At 64.9% G+C, this 20,734-nt stretch carries 19 protein-coding genes; 15 read left to right on the top strand and 4 right to left on the bottom strand.

From position 1 onward, the window contains the following. Positions 1-176: 176 nt before the first annotated feature. Positions 177-1,397: a multidrug effflux MFS transporter gene (locus C2I19_RS01150; RefSeq protein WP_103900895.1), complete on the bottom strand. Its 1,221-nt coding sequence runs from the start codon at positions 1,395-1,397 to the stop codon at positions 177-179. A gap of 199 nt (positions 1,398-1,596) precedes the next feature. On the opposite strand from C2I19_RS01150, the gene arsC reads away from it, so the two are divergent. From arsC to C2I19_RS01175, 5 genes are all read left to right on the top strand, one after another. Next, on the top strand, positions 1,597-1,947 hold the full coding sequence (gene arsC / locus C2I19_RS01155) for an arsenate reductase (glutaredoxin) (RefSeq protein ID WP_103900896.1): 351 nt from the start codon (positions 1,597-1,599) through the stop codon (positions 1,945-1,947). A gap of 212 nt (positions 1,948-2,159) precedes the next feature. Next, complete coding sequence (locus C2I19_RS01160; protein ID WP_103900897.1) at positions 2,160-2,660, top strand: MarR family transcriptional regulator; 501 nt, start codon at positions 2,160-2,162, stop codon at positions 2,658-2,660. Between the two features lie 106 nt (positions 2,661-2,766). Next, positions 2,767-4,176 (top strand): efflux transporter outer membrane subunit, encoded by a 1,410-nt coding sequence (locus C2I19_RS01165; RefSeq protein WP_233201057.1) that lies wholly within the window; start codon positions 2,767-2,769, stop codon positions 4,174-4,176. Between the two features lie 14 nt (positions 4,177-4,190). Next, positions 4,191-5,339 carry an EmrA/EmrK family multidrug efflux transporter periplasmic adaptor subunit gene (locus C2I19_RS01170; protein ID WP_103900899.1) on the top strand — a complete coding sequence of 383 codons (1,149 nt, stop codon included), beginning with the start codon at positions 4,191-4,193 and terminating at the stop codon, positions 5,337-5,339. Between the two features lie 10 nt (positions 5,340-5,349). Then, on the top strand, positions 5,350-6,882 hold the full coding sequence (locus C2I19_RS01175) for a DHA2 family efflux MFS transporter permease subunit (protein WP_103900900.1): 1,533 nt from the start codon (positions 5,350-5,352) through the stop codon (positions 6,880-6,882). Between the two features lie 54 nt (positions 6,883-6,936). On the opposite strand, the gene C2I19_RS01180 is transcribed toward C2I19_RS01175, so the two are convergent. Continuing rightward, complete coding sequence (locus tag C2I19_RS01180) at positions 6,937-7,806, bottom strand: LysR family transcriptional regulator (RefSeq protein WP_103900901.1); 870 nt, start codon at positions 7,804-7,806, stop codon at positions 6,937-6,939. A 105-nt stretch (positions 7,807-7,911) separates the two neighbouring features. On the opposite strand from C2I19_RS01180, the gene C2I19_RS01185 reads away from it, so the two are divergent. Continuing rightward, a complete protein-coding gene (locus C2I19_RS01185; RefSeq protein WP_103900902.1) occupies positions 7,912-8,937 on the top strand; it encodes a YeiH family protein in 1,026 nt (341 codons plus the stop codon). A 67-nt stretch (positions 8,938-9,004) separates the two neighbouring features. Here C2I19_RS01185 and C2I19_RS01190 read toward each other — a convergent pair whose 3' ends face one another. Both C2I19_RS01190 and C2I19_RS01195 read right to left on the bottom strand, forming a co-directional pair. Then, positions 9,005-9,193, bottom strand: a complete 189-nt coding sequence (locus C2I19_RS01190) for a YbdD/YjiX family protein (RefSeq protein ID WP_103900903.1) — start codon at positions 9,191-9,193, stop codon at positions 9,005-9,007. Then, entirely contained in the window at positions 9,186-11,252 is a 2,067-nt protein-coding gene (locus tag C2I19_RS01195) for a carbon starvation CstA family protein (RefSeq protein WP_103900904.1), read from the bottom strand. Before C2I19_RS01195 ends, C2I19_RS01190 begins: the two co-directional genes overlap by 8 nt. Before the next feature lie 202 nt (positions 11,253-11,454). Between C2I19_RS01195 and C2I19_RS01200 the strand changes: the two genes are divergently transcribed. The 9 genes from C2I19_RS01200 (at position 11,455) to C2I19_RS01240 (ending at position 20,693) form a co-directional block, all read left to right on the top strand. Continuing rightward, positions 11,455-12,171 (top strand): winged helix-turn-helix domain-containing protein, encoded by a 717-nt coding sequence (locus C2I19_RS01200; protein WP_103900905.1) that lies wholly within the window; start codon positions 11,455-11,457, stop codon positions 12,169-12,171. A 2-nt stretch (positions 12,172-12,173) separates the two neighbouring features. After that, entirely contained in the window at positions 12,174-13,526 is a 1,353-nt protein-coding gene (locus C2I19_RS01205) for an ATP-binding protein (RefSeq protein WP_103900957.1), read from the top strand. A 96-nt stretch (positions 13,527-13,622) separates the two neighbouring features. Beyond that, positions 13,623-14,441, top strand: coding sequence for an alpha/beta hydrolase (locus tag C2I19_RS01210; protein ID WP_103900906.1), 819 nt, complete (start codon positions 13,623-13,625; stop codon positions 14,439-14,441). A gap of 131 nt (positions 14,442-14,572) precedes the next feature. Beyond that, complete coding sequence (gene hemF / locus C2I19_RS01215; protein WP_103900958.1) at positions 14,573-15,481, top strand: oxygen-dependent coproporphyrinogen oxidase; 909 nt, start codon at positions 14,573-14,575, stop codon at positions 15,479-15,481. A 104-nt stretch (positions 15,482-15,585) separates the two neighbouring features. After that, positions 15,586-17,238: a glycosyltransferase family 39 protein gene (locus C2I19_RS01220; RefSeq protein ID WP_103900907.1), complete on the top strand. Its 1,653-nt coding sequence runs from the start codon at positions 15,586-15,588 to the stop codon at positions 17,236-17,238. Between the two features lie 74 nt (positions 17,239-17,312). Beyond that, positions 17,313-17,684 (top strand): SMR family transporter, encoded by a 372-nt coding sequence (locus C2I19_RS01225; protein ID WP_103900908.1) that lies wholly within the window; start codon positions 17,313-17,315, stop codon positions 17,682-17,684. A 14-nt stretch (positions 17,685-17,698) separates the two neighbouring features. Then, on the top strand, positions 17,699-18,823 hold the full coding sequence (locus tag C2I19_RS01230; protein WP_103900909.1) for a DegT/DnrJ/EryC1/StrS family aminotransferase: 1,125 nt from the start codon (positions 17,699-17,701) through the stop codon (positions 18,821-18,823). A gap of 5 nt (positions 18,824-18,828) precedes the next feature. Continuing rightward, on the top strand, positions 18,829-19,779 hold the full coding sequence (locus C2I19_RS01235; protein WP_103900910.1) for a glycosyltransferase: 951 nt from the start codon (positions 18,829-18,831) through the stop codon (positions 19,777-19,779). Then, positions 19,776-20,693, top strand: a complete 918-nt coding sequence (locus C2I19_RS01240; RefSeq protein ID WP_103900911.1) for a formyltransferase — start codon at positions 19,776-19,778, stop codon at positions 20,691-20,693. Before C2I19_RS01235 ends, C2I19_RS01240 begins: the two co-directional genes overlap by 4 nt. The last annotated feature ends 41 nt before the right edge of the window (positions 20,694-20,734 follow it).

Consider the following 20,734-nt stretch of genomic DNA (forward strand, 5'->3'; position numbering starts at 1 on the left):
CTGACTCCAGGCGTGCTCACATTCATGCGGGCAAAGTCGGGTAGTAGACGCGATTCCTAGCGGCTTATGCAAGGCTTTGACTACTCAGCGAGTCATACATGCCGTTCGAGTGCGGAGGCCCTGAACTTACACCACAACAACACGCCCTGATCGGAAGAACAGCAAAACGCGTCACATCAGTCGCCACGCCAGGCAGTTTTCTGCAGTCCCTGCCGCAGCCGATATCCCATCCGGCAAACGAATCCCAAAACCAGCAAAACGCTCATGACTGCCGCCAGCCGCAACGGACTGGACCAGGCCATCGGCGCCAGAACCCCGGCCACCAGGCTGGACATCATGGTCTGGCAGAAGCCCTGCAGCGACGACACCGTGCCGCGCAACGACGGGAATTGATCCATCAGGTTCAGCGTGATAGATGGCGCCACCAGCGACATGCCCGTGGTGTACAGCGCCAGCGGCAGCACCGCCCACGGCAGCGCCTGCTCATCCACAGCCAGGTTGTAGGCCAGATTCAGCGCAGCGGCGATGAACATCAGCCAGTAGCCGCGACTGACGATCTCGCGCGGACTGAAATGGCCAGCCATGCGTCCCGACAGAAAGGCGCCGAACATGATGCCCGACACCGCCGGCCCGAACAGCCACAGGAACTGGCTGGGCCCCAGATGCAGATGCTGCATCAAAAACACCGGCGCGGAAGGGATGTACAGGAAAAAAGCCGCGAAATTGAACGACACTGCCGCCGTCAGCAGCTGGAAATCCGGCTTGCGCCCCACTTGCCAGTAATTGGCCAGCAGGTATTTCACCTTTAAAGGCTGCCGCGCAGCGTGATGATGCGTCTCCTCCAGCGCGAACCAGGACAAGACGAACAGGGCGAAACCGATCAAACCCATGAAAACGAAGATGGAGTGCCAGCCGAAAGCGCCGAACAACCAGCCGCCCACCACTGGCGCGATGGCCGGCGACAGCGAAAACAGCATGGTCACCTGCGACATCAGCCGCTGCGCGGCCGCCCCATCCAGCTTGTCACGGATGATGGCGCGCCCCACCACCAGGCCGGCCCCGCCGCACAACCCCTGCAAGGCGCGGAACAACAACAACGAGCCCAGGCTCTGCGACAGGGCGCAGCCTATCGAAGCCAGGCCGAACAGCAGCGTAGTCACCAACACCACCGGACGCCGGCCGACAGCATCGGAAATCGAGCCGTGCCACAGCATCATCAGCGCGTAACAGAACAGATAGACGGTCAAGGCCTGTTGCATTTCCAGCGGCGAGGCCGCCAGGCTGTCGCCTATGGCCCGCATCGCCGGCAGGAAAGTATCGATGGAAAACGGCCCTAAGGTGGACAAGGCGGCCAGTAACGCCGCCAAACCTAAATGATTGCGCGAAGAGGTGGACATGATATGGCGGCTTGAAGGAATGCCTGCATGGTAGCGGCTACGCGCTTCCGGTAAAACCACTATATGAAGCAGGATGATCAAAACTCGCCTGGCCATTTCCTACCGGCAGCGCCGCCATGCCGCCCCTTTCCAAGCCACTGCCCGCGAGTTATGCTGGGTCCATGCCGCAGATCCCCGCCCATAACAAGGGAGAAGCCCCATGATTCGCTTCTATCACAATCCTAAATGTTCTAAGTCGCGCGCCGCGCTGGCCCTGCTGGAAGAAGCCGGCGCCGAGATCGAAGTCATCGAGTACCTGAAGCATCCGCCGTCTCTGGAAGAGCTGGAGCGTCTGCTAGTCCTGCTCGGCATGGAGCCGCGCGAGCTGATGCGCAAGAAAGAAGATGAATATATCGATCTCTATCTGGACGACATCACGCTGGAACGCAAGCACCTGATCGCCGCCATGGTCGACAATCCCAACCTGATCGAGCGCCCCATCGCCGTGAGCGAAGACCGCGCCGTGGTCGGGCGGCCGCCGGAACAAGTGCTGAGCCTGTTGAACCGTTGAGCGCCGGCGAGCTGATCGGCTCGCCTTTTCCCTCGCGCGCGGGCCGCCTGCCTCGCCGCCGCTTCGCTCGCCCCTGCTCTCCCTCATACTCCGCTCTGCCAGACCGGCAACGCCGGCCTGCGCGTGGCCATTTCGCCACAGACAGCCGCTCAACTCATGAATAGCGTTATTGTCACTTGAAAAATAGTAACCTACGTTACTAAAATGCGAGCATGAGTCCAAACAAATCCTTCTCCCAACTCGAACAGGCCATCAGCCGCGTGGAGGCCCGCTTTCCCGGCGTGCCCCGCCAGGAAGTCATCCTGACCCGGCTGCTGTTCCACATCGTGCCGCGGCTGAGCGCCCATTTGTGCGACAGCCTGAAGGAGCACGGCCTGAACGAAACCGTCTGGATGGCCCTGCTGGCGCTGTATGCCTGTCCCAAGCAGGCGCTGAATCCGTCCGACATCAGCGAAACCCTGGACTCGTCGCGCACCAACGCCACCCGCATCGCCGACGAGCTGGTGAAAAACGGCTGGGCCGCGCGCTCGGCCAGCGCCGAAGACCGCCGCAAGATCGTGCTGGAGCTGACGCCGTCCGGTGTGGCGCTGGTAGAGAGTCTGCTGCCGCACTCGCGCGAACTGCACAAGCAGCTGTGGGCTGATTTCGACCCCGAAGAAAAGCAGCAGCTGGAACGGCTGATGCGCAAGCTGCTGAGCCAATTGGGCGGCTGAACGCCACGCGGCGCTGAAAAGGCAGCCTCGACCAAATAATAACTTGCGTGATTATCAATCAAGCAATCACGCCACGAGCTAGACACATCGATTGGAGACCGACCAGGTGAACAAGAAATCATGGCCCCAAACCGCCGGCGCGCTGCTGCTTAGCGCCGTGATCAGCGGTTGCGCCAGTTTCGGCCCCGACGTCACGCCGGATCAGGCGCTGAGCGCCGAACAGCTGAAGCTGGCCATGCCCGGCAAACAGAGCGTCGCCGCCGACTGGTGGCGCCAGCTGAACGACCCCGCGCTGGAGAAGCTGCTCGAGGCCACGCTGAAGGACTCGCCGTCGCTGAAGCTGGCCGCCGCGCGCCTGCGCCAGGCGCGCGCCGCGGTCGGCATCGCCGAAAGCAAGGACGGCCCGCAACTCGATGCCACCGCCAATATGGTGCAGTTGAACACCGATCAATTGCAGCCGCTGTTGCGCAAGGATCGGGTCGACGCCTACACCGCCGCGCTGGTGGGCAGCTGGGAGTTCGACTTCTGGGGCAAGAACCACGCCGCCATCGGCGCCGCGCTCGGCCAGCAACAAGCCATCGCCTACGAGGGCCAGCAGACCCGCCTGCTGCTGACTCAGGCGGTGATCGCCCAATACACCCAGCTGCAGCGCAATCAGGCCCAAGCCAAGCTGATCGAGCAACGCCTGGCCATTGCCCAGAGCCGCCACGCGCTGACCCAGGCCCGCGTCAACGCCGGCCTGCTGCCGGGCGACAATCAACGCGGCAATGAAATCTCCACCGAGCGGCTGGAACAGCAGCAAAGCGCGCTAAGCGCCGACATCGAGCGCAATCGCCATGCCCTGGCCGCGCTGAGCGGCCAGGGGCCGCAGGCCGAAGCCGGCCTGAACGCGGCCGCGCTGGCCCTGCCCCCCGCGCCCGCGCTGGACCGCCTGGACGCCAATCTGCTGGGACGCCGTCCCGACATCGCCGCCCAGCGCGCCCGCGTCGAATCCATGGATCAATCGGTCAAGGAAGCGCGCGCCGAGTTCTACCCCAACGTCAAGCTGACAGCCTTCGCCGGCCAAAGCTCGCTGGAAATGGACCAACTGTGGAAAAGCGGCTCTTCGCTGTGGGGCTTCATGCCGGCCATCAGCCTGCCCCTATTCCACTCCGGCCAGTTGCAATCCAATCTGGCCCGCCAACAGGCCGGCTACGACATGGCGGTGCAGCAATACAACCAGACCGTGCTGGACGCGCTGCGCGACGCCGCCGACGCCGTTTCCGGCTGGCAGAACAGCCAGCGCCAGCTGAAGCAGGCCGAACGCGCGCTGGACAGCAGCCGCAAAGCCAATGACGCCATGGCCGCCCGCCTGCGCGCCGGCCTGGTCAACAAGCTGTCTCTGCTGGATGCGCAAGACGCCGTGCTCGGCCAGCAATCCGCCTTCATCGACGCCACGGCCGCCAGCCGTCTGGCCTGGACCTCCCTGAATACCGCTCTGGGCGGCGGCTTCCAAGCCGAAACCGCCACCCGCTAAGGATAGACACCGCAATGGACAAGAAACTGGAAACCGCCAAGAGCCGCAAACGCAATCTGCTGGTCGCCACCACGCTGTTCGCCGCCGTCGCCGTCGCCTACGGCGCCTACTGGACCCTGGTGCTGAGCCACCAGCAAGACACCGACGACGCCTATGTCGGCGGCCACCTAGTGCAAGTCACGCCGGAAATCGGCGGCACCGTCGCCAAGGTGCTGGTGGACGACACCGTCGCGGTCAAGGCCGGCCAGGTACTGGTCAGCTACGACGACAGCGACGCCAAGCTGGCCTTCGAACGCGCCCGCAACGAATTCGCCCAGGCCGTGCGCCAGACCCGCCAACTGATGGCCAGCAGCCAGCAACTGGACGCCCAGACCGCGCTGCGCCAGGCCGAGCTCGCCCGCGCCGAAGCCGACCTGAAGCGCCGCAAGCAACTGGCCGGCAGCGAGGCGATGTCGGCCGAGGAACTGGGCCATGCCAACGACGCTGTCGCCGCCGCCCAAGCCGCGCTGACCGCCGCCCAGGAACAGGCCAAGGCCGGCCTCGCCCTGGTGGGCAAGGATGAGCTGGCGCAGCAGCCGGCGGTGAAGGCCGCCGCCAGCCGCCTGAAGGAAGCCTGGCTCGCGCTGCAGCGCACTCAAATCAAGGCGCCGCTGGCCGGCACCGTCGCCCGCCGCAATGTGCAAGTGGGCCAGCGCATCGCCGCCGGCACGCCGCTGATGGCCGTGGTGCCGCTGGAAAACCTGTGGGTGGACGCCAACTTCAAGGAAGGCCAGCTGGCCAAGATCCGCGTCGGCCAGCCGGTGGAGCTGAAGTCCGACCTCTACGGCGGCAAGGTGGTCTACCACGGCAAGGTGCAGGGTCTGGCCGCCGGCACCGGCAGCGCCTTCTCGCTGCTGCCGCCGCAAAACGCCACCGGCAACTGGATCAAGGTGGTGCAGCGCGTGCCGGTGCGCATCGCGCTGGATCCTCAGGACTTGAAGAACCATCCGCTGCGCGTCGGCCTGTCCATGGACGTGGTGGTGGACACCAGCAAGCAGGATGGCCAGTCCCTGGCCGAAGCCGCGCCGGCGCAAGCCGCCAGCGAAAACAACGCCACCCTGCCGGACCTGAAGCAGGCTGACAAGCTGGTGGCTGAAATCCTGGCCGCCAACGCCGGCAAGTAAGGACTCCGCCATGAACCATCCGCCGCTGAGCGGCTCGAAACTGGTCTGGATCACGCTGGCCCTGTCGATGTCGGTGTTCATGCAAGTGCTGGACACCACCATCGCCAATGTGGCCTTGCCCACCATTTCGGGCAATCTGGGCGCCGCCACCAGCCAGGGCACCTGGGTGATTACTTCCTTCGGCGTGGCCAACGCCATCTCGGTGCCCTTGACCGGCTGGCTGGCCAAGCGCTTCGGCGAAGTGAAGCTATTCACCGCTTCCACCCTGCTGTTCGTGCTGACTTCCTGGCTGTGCGGCATGTCGGGCAGCCTGGAAATGCTGATCTTCTTCCGCGTGCTGCAAGGCGCAGTGGCCGGACCGATGATTCCGCTGTCGCAAAGCCTGCTGCTGGCCTGCTATCCGCCGGCCAAGAAGAGCATGGCGCTGGCGCTATGGGCGATGACGGTGATCGTCGCGCCCGTGTTCGGCCCGATTCTGGGCGGCGTCATCAGCGACAACTGGCACTGGGGCTGGATCTTCTACATCAACGTGCCGGTGGGCATCGCCGCGGCCTTCATTTCCTGGCGCATCTTGAAGAGCCGGGAAACCGACGCGGTGGACCTGCCTATCGACAAGATAGGCCTGGCGCTGCTGGTGGTGGGCGTGGGCTCGCTGCAAATGGTGCTGGACCGCGGCAAGGAGCTGGACTGGTTCAACTCGGCCGAGGTCGTCACCCTGGCCGTGGTCGCCTTCCTGGCGCTGGCTTACCTGGTGATCTGGGAACTGGGCGAGGAACACCCCATCGTCGACCTGACGCTGTTCAAGCAGCGCAACTTCACCGTCGGCACCGTCGCCATCAGCCTGGGCTTCATGCTGTACTTCGGCGCCGTGGTGCTGCTGCCCTTGATGCTGCAAACCCAGCTCGGCTACACCGCCACCTGGGCCGGCCTGGCCGCCGCGCCCATCGGCCTGATTCCGGTGGTGCTGTCGCCCATCATAGGCAAGAACGCGCACCGCTGGGACATGCGCTGGATCGTCACCGTCAGCTTCAGCGTGTACGCCATTTGCTTCTTCTGGCGCAGCACCTTCAACCCGGACATGGGCTTCCTGTACGTGATGTGGCCGCAGTTGGTGCAGGGCATAGGCGTGGCCTGCTTCTTCATGCCGCTGACCACCATCACGCTGTCCGGCCTGCACCCGTCGCGCATCGCCAGCGCGTCCAGCTTGTCCAACTTCCTGCGGATTCTGGCGGGCAGCATAGGCACCTCGATCACGACGACGATGTGGGACCGCCGCGAGGCGCTGCATCACTCCAAGCTGACCGAGCACGTGACGCAATACGATCCAGCATCGGTGTCCTGGTTCGACGCCATGGGCAAGCTCGGCCTGGGCAGCAACCAGCAGCAGGCGCTGACCCAGCTGCAGATCACCAAGCAGGGCTACATCATGGCCGCCAACGAGATCTTCTGGGTCTCCGGCATCCTGTTCGTGCTGCTGATCGGCCTGGTGTGGTTCGCCAAACCGCCGTTCACCGCCGCCGGCGGCGACAGCGGAGCGCACTAACCTCATCCCTGATGTCGAAACGGGCAAAACCTCATGCGGGGTTTTGCCCGCTTTTCATTGCAAATAGCCGTCAAATGCTTCCATGCCGCGGCTGACGGATTTATCCCGATGCTGGATGCGCCACAGAGTACGGGTCAATTGGGGCAGATCGGCGTCCAGTTCGACGATGCCGCCAGCCGCCAGCAAATCCGCCACCACATGGCGCGACAGGCAACTGACGCCCAGCCCCGCAGCTACCGCGTGCTTGATCGCCTCGGAATGGCCCAGCTCCATATTGATGGCCAGCCGGTGCAAATGCGGCAGCAGCGCGCGCTCCACCTCCTCTCGGGTGCCGGAACCGGCTTCCCGCAGAATCCAGCCGGCCTCGGCCAGCTCGGCCAGCGCCGCTTTGCGGCCCGCCAGCGGATGATCCGCCGCGGCGAACACCAGCAGCTCGTCCTGCCGCCAGGGCGTGGCCAGCAGCTCGGGATGATGGCAGGGCCCCTCGATCAGGCCGAAGTCGACGCGGAACGCCGCCACCGCCTCGACGATGTCGCGGGTGTTGGCCACCTCCAGCTCTAGCCGCGCCTGCGGCCAGTCCCGGCGGAAGGCCGCCAGCAGCGGCGGCAGCAAGTAGTTGGCGATGGTGGTGCTGGCGCCTATGCGAAGCGCCAGCTCGCCGCCGTGGAACAAGTCCTGCATGTCTCCCGCCGCGTCCAGCAGCGCGCGCGCGCGCGGCAGCAGCAGGCGGCCATGCTCGTTGATCAGCAGGCGGCGGCCGACTCGGTCGAACAGCTTGGCGCCCAGGCCTTGCTCCAGCTTGTCCAGCGCCTGGCTGGCCGCCGACTGCGTCAGCGCCACCTGCTCGGCGGCGCGCGTCACCGTGCCCCACTCCGCCACCGCGACGAAAACTTCCAGCTCGCGCAGGCTGATGCGCAGACTCATGGCCGCTCCTTAGTAATTTTTCTAATTTTATATATTAATTTTATCCGTTTTTTTACTTAAACACACAGGCGTATCGTTGCACATATAGCGAAGAGGAATGAGCATATGAACAACTATCGCAATCTAATCCCCGGCCTGGCGCTATCGCTGGGCCTGGCCGGCGCCGCCATCTGGGCGGCCGAGCTGCCGGCCATGAAAAGCCTGGGCTTCTCCGCCCTGACCATCGCCATTTTGGCCGGCATGGTGATCGGCAACACCGTCTACCGCTTCATCGCCGCGCCCAGCCACCACGGCATCGCGTTTTCCAAGCAAAAGCTGCTGCGCGCCGGCATCATCCTGTTCGGCTTCAAGCTGACTTTCCAGGACATCGCCGCGGTCGGCTTCTCCGGCGTATTGATAGACGCGCTGGTGCTGACCTCCACCTTCTTCCTGGCGTTCTGGCTAGGCCGCAAAAAGCTGGGCCTGGATGAGCAGAGCGTGATCCTGATCGGCGCCGGCAGCTCCATCTGCGGCGCGGCCGCGGTGCTGGCCACCGAACCCGTGCTGAAGGCCCATGCCGAAAAAGTGGCGGTAGCCGTGGCCACGGTGGTGGTGTTCGGCACCGCCGCCATGTTCCTGTGGCCGCTGATGTACGAGGCGGTGCGCCACCTGGGCATTACGGAATTCAGCTACGGCCTGTTCGCCGGCTCCACCATCCATGAAGTGGCGCAGGCCGTCGCCGCCGGCAAATCGATCAGCGACGCGGCGATGAACACTGCCGTCATCACCAAGATGATACGCGTGATGATGCTGGCGCCCTTCCTGATCGGCCTGTCCGCCTGGCTGGCGAACAAGCGCAGCGGCGGCCAAGCGCAAAAGCAGCCCATCTCCATTCCGTGGTTCGCCGTCGCTTTCCTCGCCGTGGCCGGCCTCAACTCCTTCAACCTACTGCCGCACGCGCTGCTGCAACAAATCATCGCGCTGGATAACCTGCTGCTGGCCGCCGCGATGGGCGCACTGGGCGTCACCACCCACCTGTCCGCCATCCGCCAGGCCGGCGCCAAGCCGCTGTTGCTGGCCAGCGCCTTGTTCGGCTGGCTGATCGTAGGCGGCGGGCTGATCAATGCCGGGGTGACGACGCTGCTGCATTGACGCCATCCCGTGAAAAACAAACCGCCCGGCACACGCCGGGCGGTTTTCGTTCAAGCTCGCGCAGCAATCAGCACGGGCACTTCTTCACGCCCTTGCCGCCGTAGCGCTGCTCCTGGCAATAGCGGAAAAATTCCTCGCGGCTCATCACCTGGGCCTCCGGGTCGAAGCGGCGGCGGCGGCCGACATAGGCCTCGTAGTCGCGCTGCCCCACCATCAGCCGGGCGGTGGCCACCGCCGCCCTCCATAACTCAGCCATTCGCGCCCTCCTGCCGGTATACCGCCGGCACTTCCTTAGCCGTCACCCACTTCACCGCCAGCGACTTGCGGATCACGTGGATGCCGAACGCCAGCATCGCCAGCACCACCGCCATGAACAGCGCGGTCAGCGTGGCGTCCACATAATCATTGAAGATGATTTGCTGCATTTGCGCCATATTCTTGGCCGGCGCCAACAGTTCGCCCTTGGCCGCGGCGGCGGAGAACTTGTCGGCATGGGTCAGGAAGCTGATCTTGGGGCTGGAGTGGAACAGCTTTTGCCAGCCAGCCGTCAGCGTGGCCAACAGCAGCCAGACGGTGGGCAGCGCGGTCACCCACACGTAGCGCGTCTTCCGCATCTTCACCAGCACCACGGTGGCCAGGGTCAGCGCGATGCCTGCCAGCATCTGGTTGGCGATGCCGAACAGCGGCCACAGCGTATTGATGCCGCCCAGCGGGTCGACCACGCCCTGATACAGGAAGTAGCCCCAGGCGGAAACGGCGAGGCCGGTGGCGACGAAGTTGGCGACCCACGACTCGGTGTTGGCCATGGGTTTGATCGCCAGGCCCAGCAGGTCCTGAATCATGAAACGCAGCACCCGGGTGCCCGCATCCACCGTGGTCAGGATGAACAGCGCTTCGAACAGGATGGCGAAGTGGTACCAGAAGGCCATCATGGTCTTGCCGCCTATCACGCCGGACAAGATGTGGGCCATGCCCACCGCCAGCGTCGGCGCGCCGCCGGCGCGCGACAGCACAGTGTGCTCGCCGACATCGGCCGCCAGCTGGGTCAGCGCGTCCGGCGTGATGACGAAGCCCCAGCCGGAGATCACTTGCGCCGCGTCGACGGCGGTTTTGCCGATCAAGGCCGCCGGGCTGTTCATGGCGAAGTAGACGCCCGGATCCAGCACGCAGGCGGCGATCAGCGCCATGATGGCGACGAAGCTCTCCACCAGCATGGCGCCGTAGCCTATCATCCGCGCCTGGGTTTCATTCTCCACCAGCTTGGGCGTGGTGCCGGAGGCCACCAGCGAGTGGAAGCCGGACACCGCGCCGCAGGCGATGGTGATGAACAGGAAGGGGAACAAGTTGCCGGCGAACACCGGGCCGCTGCCGTCGATGAACTTGGTGACCGAGGGCATGTGCAACGGCGGCGCCACCACCAGGATGCCGACGGCCAGGCCGGCGATGGTGCCGATTTTCAGGAAGGTGGACAGGTAGTCGCGCGGGGCCAGCAGCAGCCACACCGGCAGCACCGAGGCGATGAAGCCGTAGCCGATCAGCGTCCAGGCCAACGTGGTGCCCTTCAGCGTGAACAGCGGCGCCAGCGTGGGGCTCTTGGCCACGTCGCCGCCGTAAACGATGGCCAGCATCAACAGGATGAAGCCCAGCACCGAGATCTCGCCTATCTTGCCCGGCCGGATGAAGCGGCTGTACACGCCCATGAACAGGGCGATGGGGATGGTGCAGGCGATGGTGAAGGTGCCCCACGGGCTGTCGGCCAGCGCCTTGACCACCACCAGCGCCAGCACCGCCAGCAGGATAACCATGATCATCAACACGCCGATGGAGGCGATCACGCCGGCGGCGTCACCCAGCTCCTGGCGTATCATCTCGCCCAGCGACTTGCCGTCGCGGCGCATGGACAGGAACAGTGTCAGGAAATCCTGCACCGCGCCGGCCAGCATCACGCCGACCAGAATCCACAGCGTGCCGGGCAGGTAGCCCATCTGCGCGGCCAGCACCGGGCCCACCAGCGGGCCGGCGCCGGCGATGGCGGCGAAGTGATGGCCGAACACCACCCATTTATTGGTGGGCACGTAATCGAGGCCGTCGTTGAACTTCTCGGCCGGAGTCAGCCGGCGCGCGTCCAGCTCCAGCACCTTTTCGGCGATGAAGCGCCCGTAGAAGCGGTAGGCGATCGCATACACCGACAGGGCGGCCACCACCAGCCATACCGCGTTGATCGTTTCGCCGCGGTTCAGCGCCACCATGGCGAAGGCCGTGGCTCCCGCCAGCGCCACCAGCAGCCAAACGGCATACTGCTTGATTTGTTGCATAAGGCGTCCCTGTTCTCTATTTCCCCCAGCTTGCCGCGGCGACAGCCCATCTGCCGGCCGGTGTCCGGGTATGGTTCTACCCTTCAGATTCTGTCGGCATGCCAAATGAAACTCAAGGAAAATTAGAGCAAAAGCGCGGCCTGCCAAGCGCTGGCAACGCGTGTTACTATTTTTGCTGACGATTGCATCCCTTGAATACGCAATGGCACAACATATTCTGATCGTGGAAGACGACGCCAGATTGGCGGAACTGATAGCAGCCTACCTGACCAAGCACGGTTATCAGGTCAGCCTGCACGGCCGGGGCGACACCGCGCCGGCGACCATCCTGGAATTGCGCCCCGATCTGGTGGTGCTGGATGTGATGCTGCCGGGCAAGGAAGGCTTCGACGTCTGCCGCGACGTTCGCCCGCACTACGGCGGCCGCATCCTGATGATGACGGCGCGCGACGAGGACGTGGACGAAATCCTGGGCCTGGAACTGGGCGCGGACGACTATCTGGCCAAGCCGGTGGAGCCGCGCCGGCTGCTGGCGCGCATCCGCGCGCTGTTGCGGCGCAGCGCCGCGCGCGCCGAAGGCGGCGCGATGGGCGTCACCGTGGAAAACGACGGCATCTCCTTCGGCCAGTTCCACATCAGCCAGGCGACGCGCGAAGCGGTGCTGGGCGAGGAGCAGATCGAGCTGACCACCGCCGAATTCGACCTGCTGTGGCTATTGGCCACCCATGCCGGCCAAGTGCTGTCGCGCGACGACATCATGAGCGAGCTGCGCGGTATAGGCTTCGACGGTCTGGACCGCTCCATCGACGCCCGCATCTCGCGGCTGCGCCGCAAGCTGGGCGACAATCCCGACACGCCGGCCAGGATCAAGACCGTGCGCGGCAAGGGCTATCTGTTTTCGCGCAGCGACTGGGAGTGAGCGTGTCGCCAAAAAATATCCGCGGCTGGCTCAAGCCGACGCTGGGCACGCTGTTCGCCCGCTACTTCCTGATCACCATGCTGATCCAGCTTTTGATCATCATCGGCTTCGGCTTCCTGGTGACCAAGTTGTACCAGAACAGCGATCAAGCGGACAAGCTTCGCTTCATGAACGGCACCGTCTCGCTGCTGCAGGACAAGCTGGCCAGCCAAGCGCCGCAACACCGGGAAGCTACGCTATCCGCGCTGGCCGCCCGCTTCAGCTATCCGCTGCGCCTGGTGGACGCTCCGCCGCCGGAGGTCGCCGCGGCCGCCTCGGCCACCCTGCGCCAGGGCAAACCCTATCTGGACGACGACAGCCAGTTGCTCTACATCGCCGTTCCCGGCGACAAGCGTTTGCTGGCGCTGGGGCCGCTGGACGTGCAGTCCAGCGACAGCACCTGGATCAGCGAAGACATCGAGGTACTGCTGATCTGGATGGTGCTGTCCGGCTCCACCTTGGGCTCCCTGCTCTACTTCATCCTGCGGCCGCTCTGGGCCGACCTGCTGGAAGTGCGCCGCACAGCGGAAGCCTTCGCCGAGGGAGATTTCAGCGCGCGCGCCCACTCCGCCAGCAGCCGCTTGTTCGCGCCGCTGCCGCTGGCCTTCAACAGCATGGCCTCGCGGCTGGAGCGGCAGATGGAGACCCGCCAGGCGCTATCGCACGCCATCGCCCACGAAATCCGCACCCCCATCGCTCGGCTGCGCTTCGGCCTGACCATGCTGGAGGAGGAAGAAAATCCGGACGAATGGCAGCGCTACCGCGACGGCATGGAGCGCGACATGCAGGAGCTGGAAGAGCTGATCAGCTCCAGCATGGAATTCTCCAAGCTCAAACGCAGCGAAGTCCCGCTGCATCTGGAGACGGTGGAGCTGTTCGACTGGTTCGACGATCTGGTCGATCTGGTCACCCCGCTGAAGCCTCCCCATCTGGCGCTGACGCTGGAGTGCGCGCACGAACGCGGCGCCTTCGACCGCAAACTGATGTACATCGCCAGCCGCAACCTGCTGTTGAACGCGTTCAAGTACGCGCACGGCCAGGTCAGGATGAAGGTCTATCACCAGGACGCCCTGCTGATCATCGAAGTGGACGACGACGGCTGCGGCATTCCGGAAGAGGATCGAGACAAGGTATTCGAACCCTTCCTGCGCCTGGACAGAAGCCGCGACCGCGCCACCGGCGGCCATGGCCTGGGCCTATCCTTCGTGCGGCTGATCGCCGAGCACCACAACGGCCAGGCCAGCGCCGGCGCAAGCGATCTGGGCGGCGCGCGCTTCCGCATGATCATTGCTCAGCCCGCCTTGCCGCCGCAATAAGTCACTCATCGTCACAAAGCGTCGACAGGAAGCCCACAGACCGCTTGCCAGCGTTTGCCGATAATCCCCATCATCGTCTCACCTGGAATATGCAGAATGGTTTCCACTCGACCGGCGGCGTTGCTGGTACACGGCCTTGGCGGCACTGCCTACGATTTGGGCGCGCTCGGCCGCACGCTGGAAGACGCCGACATCGTTACCCACACCCCGGTCCTGCCCGGTCACGGCGGCTCGCCGGAAGATTTGCTGGACGTGCGCTGGGAAGAATGGGTGGAAAGCATTCGCGGCGAATACCGCGCGCTGAAGGCCAAGCACAAGGTCGTGCATCTGGCCGGGGTCTGCCTGGGCGGCCTGGTGGCGCTGGAAGTGGCGCGCCGCGAAAACCATCAGGACAAGCTGGCGCTGTACGCGCCGCCGATGTTCCTGGACGGCTGGAGCCTGCCCAAACTGACCTGGGCCCGCCATATCGTCTACCACATCCCGGGCCTGGCGAAGAAAATGCGCGTGCCGGAAGTGTCGCCGTTCGGCATCAAGAACGTGCGCATCCGCAAGGCCATCCAGCAGCGTTTCGAGCGCGGCGACCGCTTCCACTACGCCTACATTCCGCTGGCCTGCATCCGCGAAGTGGACGGCCTGCGCCGCCAACTGATGCGCCATCTGGCGGAAATCACCTGTCCGACGCTGATCGTCCACGCCGACGAAGACGACATCACCAGCCCGCGCTCCGCCCACTACCTGATGCAATACCTGGGCGGCCCGGTGGATTTCATGCCCTTGTCCAACAGCTATCACATGGTGATGGTGGACAATGAGCGCGCCGAAGTGCTGCGACGCAGCTTGAGCTTTTTCAATAGCCCGCCGCAAACCAAGAGCGTGGCGCCGGCCTATGGCTGGACCGCCTTCGCGGCGGCCTGATATCGCCTGATTCCATCCCTTTGTACGATTCGGCCCGCCCTCCGGCGGGCATTTTCTTGTCCGCCGCAGGCCGCCGGCATAAGCATCGCCTCTGCTACAATCCTGGTTTCACCGAACGACCGGATCCCGACATGAGCCACCCGCACAGCGACGCCGTCAAATCCTTCCTGCTGGACCTGCAAGACCGCATCTGCGCGGCGCTGGAAAGCGCCGATTGCGGCGGACGCTTCGTCGAGGACGCCTGGAGCCGCGAAGCCGGCGGCGGCGGACGCAGCCGGGTGCTGACAGACGGCGCGGTGTTCGAGCAAGCCGGCGTCAACTTCTCCCATGTGCACGGCGGCGCGCTGCCCGCCTCCGCCACCGCGCACCGGCCGGAGCTGGCCGGCCGCAGCTTCGAAGCGATGGGCGTGTCGCTGGTGATTCACCCGCGCAATCCGCACGTGCCCACCAGCCACGCCAATGTGCGCTTCTTCATCGCGGAAAAAGACGGCGAGGCGCCGGTGTGGTGGTTCGGCGGCGGCTTCGACCTAACCCCGTTCTACCCGGAACAAGAAGACGCCGTGCACTGGCACACGGTGGCGCGCGACGTGTGCGCGCCCTTCGGCGCAGACGTCTACTCGCGCTACAAGCAATGGTGCGACGAATATTTCTATCTAAAGCATCGCCAGGAGGCGCGCGGCATCGGCGGCCTGTTCTTCGACGATCTCAACGAATGGGGTTTCGAGCAGAGCTTCGCCTTCATGCAGGCGGTGGGAAACGGCTACCTGGACGCCTACCTGCCCATCGTGGACCGGCGCAAGAGCGCGGCCTGGGGCGAGCGCGAACGCCAGTTCCAGCTCTACCGCCGCGGCCGCTATGTCGAATTCAACCTGGTCTGGGACCGCGGCACGCTGTTCGGCCTGCAATCCGGCGGCCGCACCGAATCCATCCTGATGTCCATGCCGCCGCTGGCGCGCTGGCAATATGGTTACCAGCCGGAGCCGGGCAGCCCTGAGGCCAAGCTGTACACCGACTTCCTGCCCCCGCGCGACTGGGTGTGAGCCAGCCCCGGTTACAAACGGGCAACGCACAGGGACCGGCGGATCGGTTATCCTAGCCAGTTCGCTTTTTTGAACGTTTTTCGATCCACGATTCCGGAATACCGATGCACACCACCAAGGCCACCGCCCTGCCGCGCGCGCTGGAAACGGCGCTGTGGCTGCTGTTCGCGCTGATCTGGTTCGGCAGCCTGGGCTACCGCGGGCTGATCCACGCCGACGAAGGCCGCTACGCGACGATCTCGCTGTTCATGCTGCACAGCAATGACTGGATCACGCCGCGCCTGAACGGCCTGCTCTATTTCGAGAAGCCCATTCTGCAATACTGGATGGGCGCGCTCAGCTTCGCCGCCTTCGGCGTCAACGAATTCGCCGCCCGCTTCTGGCCCGGCCTGACCGGCTTTCTCAGCGTGGCCGCGGTCTCGCTGACCGCGCGCCGGCTGTGGGGGATAGACGCCGGACGCTACGCCGCGCTGACGGCCGGCGGCATGGCCTGGATCGTCGCCAACAGCCACTTCCTGTCGCTGGACATGGGCGTCAGTTTCTTCCTCACCGCCGCGCTGTGCGGCTTTCTGCTGGCCCAGCGCGAGGACGCCAGCCGCGCCGAAACCCGCTGGGCGATGTGGCTGGTATGGGCCGCCATGGCCGGAGCCACGCTGAGCAAAGGCCTGATCGGCCTGTTGATCCCCGGCGCCACCCTAGTGCTATACAGCCTGGCCAACTGGCAATGGGCGTTCTGGAAACGCATGCACTGGCTCAGCGGCCTGGCCCTGTTCTTCGCGCTGACCGCGCCGTGGTTCGTGCTGGTGTCCGAGCGCAACGCCGATTTCGCCCATTTCTTCTTCATCCGCGAGCACTTCGAGCGCTTCCTCACCACCGAGCACAAGCGCACCGGCGCGCCGTGGTATTTCGTGCCCTACCTGATTCTGGGCCTGCTGCCGTGGACCACCCTGTTGCCGCGCATCGTCCGCGACGCCTGGCCGGACCGCGCCGCGGGCCTGCGCGTCGGCCGTCTGCTGTTGATCTGGTGCGTGTTCATCTTCGCCTTCTTCAGCAAGTCCAGCTCCAAACTGCCGTCCTACATTCTGCCGATGTTTCCGGCGCTGGCGCTGATGCTGGCCTACAGCTTCTGCCGGATGCGGCCGGCCGAGCTGAAAAAGCATATCGTCCTGCCCGCCCTGCTATGGCTGGCCCTGCTCTGCGCCTGGCCTTTCGCCGGCCGCTTCGCCAATGTCGATTCGCCGCTGGACGTGATTCAGCCCTTCGCGCACTTCATCGCCGCGGGCGCGGCGGCGTTCATGATCGCCGCGGTTTACGCCTGGCGCGCGCTGGGTCACGGCCGCATGCTGGCCGCCGTCGCCGCGCTGTCCTTCGGCAGCCTGATCGCCGTGACGCTGGCCGCCAGCGGCCATGACAGCTACGGCCGGCTCAAAGGCAGCAAGGAAATCGTCAAACAGATCCAGCCTTACCTGACGCCGGACAGCGAACTCTACTCCGTCCGCTACTACGATCAGACCTTCCCCTACTACGCGGGCCGGCCGGTCACGCTGGTGGACTTCGTCGATGAGTTCGAATTCGGCGAGGGACAGGAGCCACAGCGCTGGATGCCGCGCATCGAGCAATTTGTCGAACGCTGGCGCGCCGCGCCCAAGGCGGTGGCGATGATGACGGACGGCACCTTCCAGGCGCTGCGCCAGCAAGGCCTGCCGATGAAGGTGATTTATCAGGACCCGCGGCGGATGGTGGTGGCGAAGCCTTAGCGCTCCGGCTTTCCCCCTCTCCCCCAGCCCCTCTCCCGCCAGGGGAGAGGGGAGTACGTTTTGGATAGAAATGCATGAAACTGATTGAATTTGGATTGATCTTGTTCGGCGTGCTGCTCAATGCCGCCGCGCAGCTGTGTTTGAAGGCCGGCGTGCGCCAGATCGGCCACTTCGACTTCTCCTTGGCCAATGCCTGGCCCATAGGCTGGTCGCTGGCCACCAATCTGCCCATCGTCGGCGGCCTGTCCTGCTACGCCGTCAGCGTGGTGGTGTGGATCATGGCGCTGTCGCGCGTGGAAGTCAGCGTCGCCTATCCCATGCTGTCCATAGGCTATGTAGTCAACGCGTTGCTCGCTTACTGGATGTTCGGCGAGGCCCTGGCCGCGCAAAAACTGCTAGGCATCGCCGTCATCATCGTCGGCGTGGTGCTGGTCGCCCGCAGCTGACATAGAGGTTAGACATGGAATTTCTGCCCTTCACCCGCCCCGCCATCGACGAAGACACCATCGCCGCCGTCGGCGAGGTATTGCGTTCCGGCTGGATCACCACCGGCCCGCGCTGCCAGCAACTGGAAGCCGAACTGTCCGCCTATTGCGGCGGCCGCCCGGTGCGCCTGGTGGCCTCCGCCACCGCCGCGCTGGAGATGGCGCTGCAAATCGCCGGCATCGGCCCCGGCGATGAAGTCATCACCTGCCCGCTGAGCTGGATCGCCACCGCCAATGTGGTCCTCAAGGTCGGCGCGACGCCGGTCTTCGTCGACGCCGACCCGGCCACCCGCAATATCGACCTGGCCAAGCTGGAAGCCGCGATCACGCCGCGCACCCGCGCCATCCTCCCGGTGGACCTGGCCGGCCTGCCGGTGGACCGCGAACGCCTGTACGACATCGCCAGCCGCCATGGCCTGCGCGTGGTGGAAGACGCCGCCCAATCCATGGGCGCCAACTGGCGGGGCGAGCGCATCGGCAGCTTCGGCGACCTGGTGTCGTTCAGCTTCCACGCCAACAAGAACATGACCAGCGGCGAAGGCGGCTGCCTGGTGCTGAACAATGCCGACGAGGCGCGGCTGTTTGAAAAACTGCGGCTGCAGGGCGTCACCCGCTTCGCCGACGGCACCATGGACGTGGACGTGTTGGGCGGCAAGGCCAATTTGACCGACATCGCCGCCGCCATCGGCCTGGGCCAGTTGAAGAAGCTGGACGGCTTCAACGCTCGCCGCCGCGAACTGGCCCAGCTGTATTTCGAACACTTCGACCGCGAACTGGGCTGCGCGCTGCCGCCGGCGGATTTCGAGCAGAGCAACTGGCACATGTTCCAGCCGCTGCTGCCGCTGGAGCGGATGAGCATCAGCCGCGGCGAGTTCATCGCCCGCATGAAGGCGGAAAACATAGGTGTGGGCGTGCATTATCCGGCCATGCATCTGTTCACGCTGTTCCGCGAAAAAGGCTACGCCGAGGGCGACTACCCGGTGGCCGAAGACATAGGCTCGCGCACCGTCACGCTGCCGCTGTTCCCGGCGATGACGGACGAAGACGTGATCCGCGTTTGCCGAACCTTCAGCGCCGTGCTGCGCGCCGTTTTACACTGAGAACCATGAATAACGCCATCAACCTTTCCGTCGTCATCCCGGTCTACAACGAACAGGACGTGCTGCAGGCGCTGTTCGATCGCCTGTACCCGGCGCTGGACGCGCTGAACATCCGCTACGAGATCGTGTTCATCAACGACGGCAGCCGCGACAAAAGCGTGGCCATGCTGTCCGAACAGTTCAACCGCCGTCCGGACGTGACGCGCGTGGTGCTGTTCAACGGCAACTTCGGCCAGCACCGCGCCATCCTGGCCGGCTTCGAACACAGCCGCGGCGAGCGCGTGGTGACGCTGGACGCCGATCTGCAAAATCCGCCGGAAGACATCGCCGTGCTGCTGGCCGAGATGGACAAGGGCCACGATTACGTCGGCTCCATCCGCCGCCAGCGCAACGACAGCCTGTGGCGCCATCTGGCCAGCCGCGCGATGAACCGGCTGCGCGAGAAGCTCACCCGCATCAAGATGACCGACCAGGGCTGCATGATGCGCGCCTACAGCCGCCGCATCATCGACACCATCAATCAGTGCAACGAGCTGCACACCTTCATTCCGGCGCTGGCCTACCAGTTTGCGCAGAACCCTACCGAAGTGATCGTCGGCCATGAAGAGCGCTTCGCCGGCGAATCCAAATACTCGCTGTACAGCCTGATCCGGCTGAACTTCGACCTGATGACCGGCTTCTCGCTGGTGCCGCTGCAATGGTTCTCGCTGATGGGCATGGCCATTTCCGCCGGCTCCGGCCTGCTGGTGGTTTACATGCTGCTGCGCCGGCTGATCATAGGCCCGGAAGAAGGCGGCCTGTTCACGCTGTTCGCCATCGCCTTCTTCCTGATCGGCATCGCGCTGTTCGGCATCGGCCTGTTGGGCGAATACATCGGCCGCATCTACCAGGAAGTCCGCGCCCGCCCGCGCTATGTGATCCAGGCGGTGCTGGAGCAAAAAGAGAGCCAAGCATGAGCCGCGCCGTCGTTTTCGCCTACCACAATGTGGGCGTGCGCTGCCTGAAGGCGCTGATCGGCCGCGGCGTAGAGGTGGCGCTGGTGGTGACCCACCGGGACAACCCGAACGAGAACATCTGGTTCGCCAGCGTGGCCCAAGTGGCGCGCGAGCATGGCATCGCCTGCATCACGCCGGACGACCCGAACGCGCCGGAAGTAGTGGAGCAAATCCAGGCTTGCCAGGCGGATTTCCTGTTCTCCTTCTATTACCGCCACATGCTGAAAGCGCCGCTGCTGGCAGCGGCCAAGCGCGGCGCTTACAATATGCACGGCTCGCTGCTGCCCAAGTATCGCGGGCGGGTGCCTATCAATTGGGCGGTGATTCATGGAGAAACCGAAACCGGCGCCACCTTGCACCAGATGAACGTCAAGCCGGACAACGGCCCCGTCGTCGACCAGATGGCGGTGCCCATCCTGCCGGACGACACCGCGGACGAAGTGTTCGCCAAAGTCACCGTCGCCGCGGAAATGGTGCTGTGGCGCAGCCTGCCCGGCCTGATAGCCGGCAACGCGCCGCATCTTCAGCAAGACCTGAGCCTGGGCAGCTACTTTGGCGGCCGCAAGCCGGAAGACGGCCGTATCGACGGAACAGCCCCGGCGGCGCAGCTGCACAATTTCGCGCGCGCGCTGACGCGGCCCTTCCCCGGCGCCTTTGCCGATACCACTGCCGGCCGCCTGCTATTGTGGAAAACGCTGCGCGCCGGCATCGCTGCGCCTGCCGCGCGCGCCGAGCTATACAGCGCCGAAAGCCGGCTGTGGCTGCGCTGCGCCGACGGCGGCCGCCTGGCAGTGCTGGAGGCGGAGCTGGACGGCCAGCCGCTGACCGCCGACAACTTCGCCGAACGCGTCGCCGCCGACGCGTTGGCGCTCTAAACCGATTTACCGAATTCGATTATTCCGCCTGCGGGCGAGTG

Origin of the sequence: Chromobacterium alticapitis, from assembly GCF_002924365.1 — a bacterium.
In the GTDB taxonomy this organism is placed as follows: domain Bacteria; phylum Pseudomonadota; class Gammaproteobacteria; order Burkholderiales; family Chromobacteriaceae; genus Chromobacterium; species Chromobacterium alticapitis.

Bases quoted from the DNA above. Each gene is read 5' to 3' on its own strand.
- C2I19_RS01190 (WP_103900903.1), bottom strand. From the start codon at position 9,193: ATGGCTGAGTTATGGAGGGCGGCGGTGGCCACCGCCCGGCTGATGGTG.
- C2I19_RS01220 (WP_103900907.1), top strand. From the start codon at position 15,586: ATGCACACCACCAAGGCCACCGCCCTGCCGCGCGCGCTGGAAACGGCG.
- hemF (WP_103900958.1), top strand. From the start codon at position 14,573: ATGAGCCACCCGCACAGCGACGCCGTCAAATCCTTCCTGCTGGACCTG.
- C2I19_RS01225 (WP_103900908.1), top strand. From the start codon at position 17,313: ATGAAACTGATTGAATTTGGATTGATCTTGTTCGGCGTGCTGCTCAAT.
- C2I19_RS01160 (WP_103900897.1), top strand. From the start codon at position 2,160: ATGAGTCCAAACAAATCCTTCTCCCAACTCGAACAGGCCATCAGCCGC.
- C2I19_RS01180 (WP_103900901.1), bottom strand. From the start codon at position 7,806: ATGAGTCTGCGCATCAGCCTGCGCGAGCTGGAAGTTTTCGTCGCGGTG.
- C2I19_RS01150 (WP_103900895.1), bottom strand. From the start codon at position 1,397: ATGTCCACCTCTTCGCGCAATCATTTAGGTTTGGCGGCGTTACTGGCC.
- C2I19_RS01170 (WP_103900899.1), top strand. From the start codon at position 4,191: ATGGACAAGAAACTGGAAACCGCCAAGAGCCGCAAACGCAATCTGCTG.
- C2I19_RS01230 (WP_103900909.1), top strand. From the start codon at position 17,699: ATGGAATTTCTGCCCTTCACCCGCCCCGCCATCGACGAAGACACCATC.
- C2I19_RS01240 (WP_103900911.1), top strand. From the start codon at position 19,776: ATGAGCCGCGCCGTCGTTTTCGCCTACCACAATGTGGGCGTGCGCTGC.
- arsC (WP_103900896.1), top strand. From the start codon at position 1,597: ATGATTCGCTTCTATCACAATCCTAAATGTTCTAAGTCGCGCGCCGCG.
- C2I19_RS01235 (WP_103900910.1), top strand. From the start codon at position 18,829: ATGAATAACGCCATCAACCTTTCCGTCGTCATCCCGGTCTACAACGAA.
- C2I19_RS01185 (WP_103900902.1), top strand. From the start codon at position 7,912: ATGAACAACTATCGCAATCTAATCCCCGGCCTGGCGCTATCGCTGGGC.
- C2I19_RS01175 (WP_103900900.1), top strand. From the start codon at position 5,350: ATGAACCATCCGCCGCTGAGCGGCTCGAAACTGGTCTGGATCACGCTG.
- C2I19_RS01210 (WP_103900906.1), top strand. From the start codon at position 13,623: ATGGTTTCCACTCGACCGGCGGCGTTGCTGGTACACGGCCTTGGCGGC.
- C2I19_RS01195 (WP_103900904.1), bottom strand. From the start codon at position 11,252: ATGCAACAAATCAAGCAGTATGCCGTTTGGCTGCTGGTGGCGCTGGCG.
- C2I19_RS01200 (WP_103900905.1), top strand. From the start codon at position 11,455: ATGGCACAACATATTCTGATCGTGGAAGACGACGCCAGATTGGCGGAA.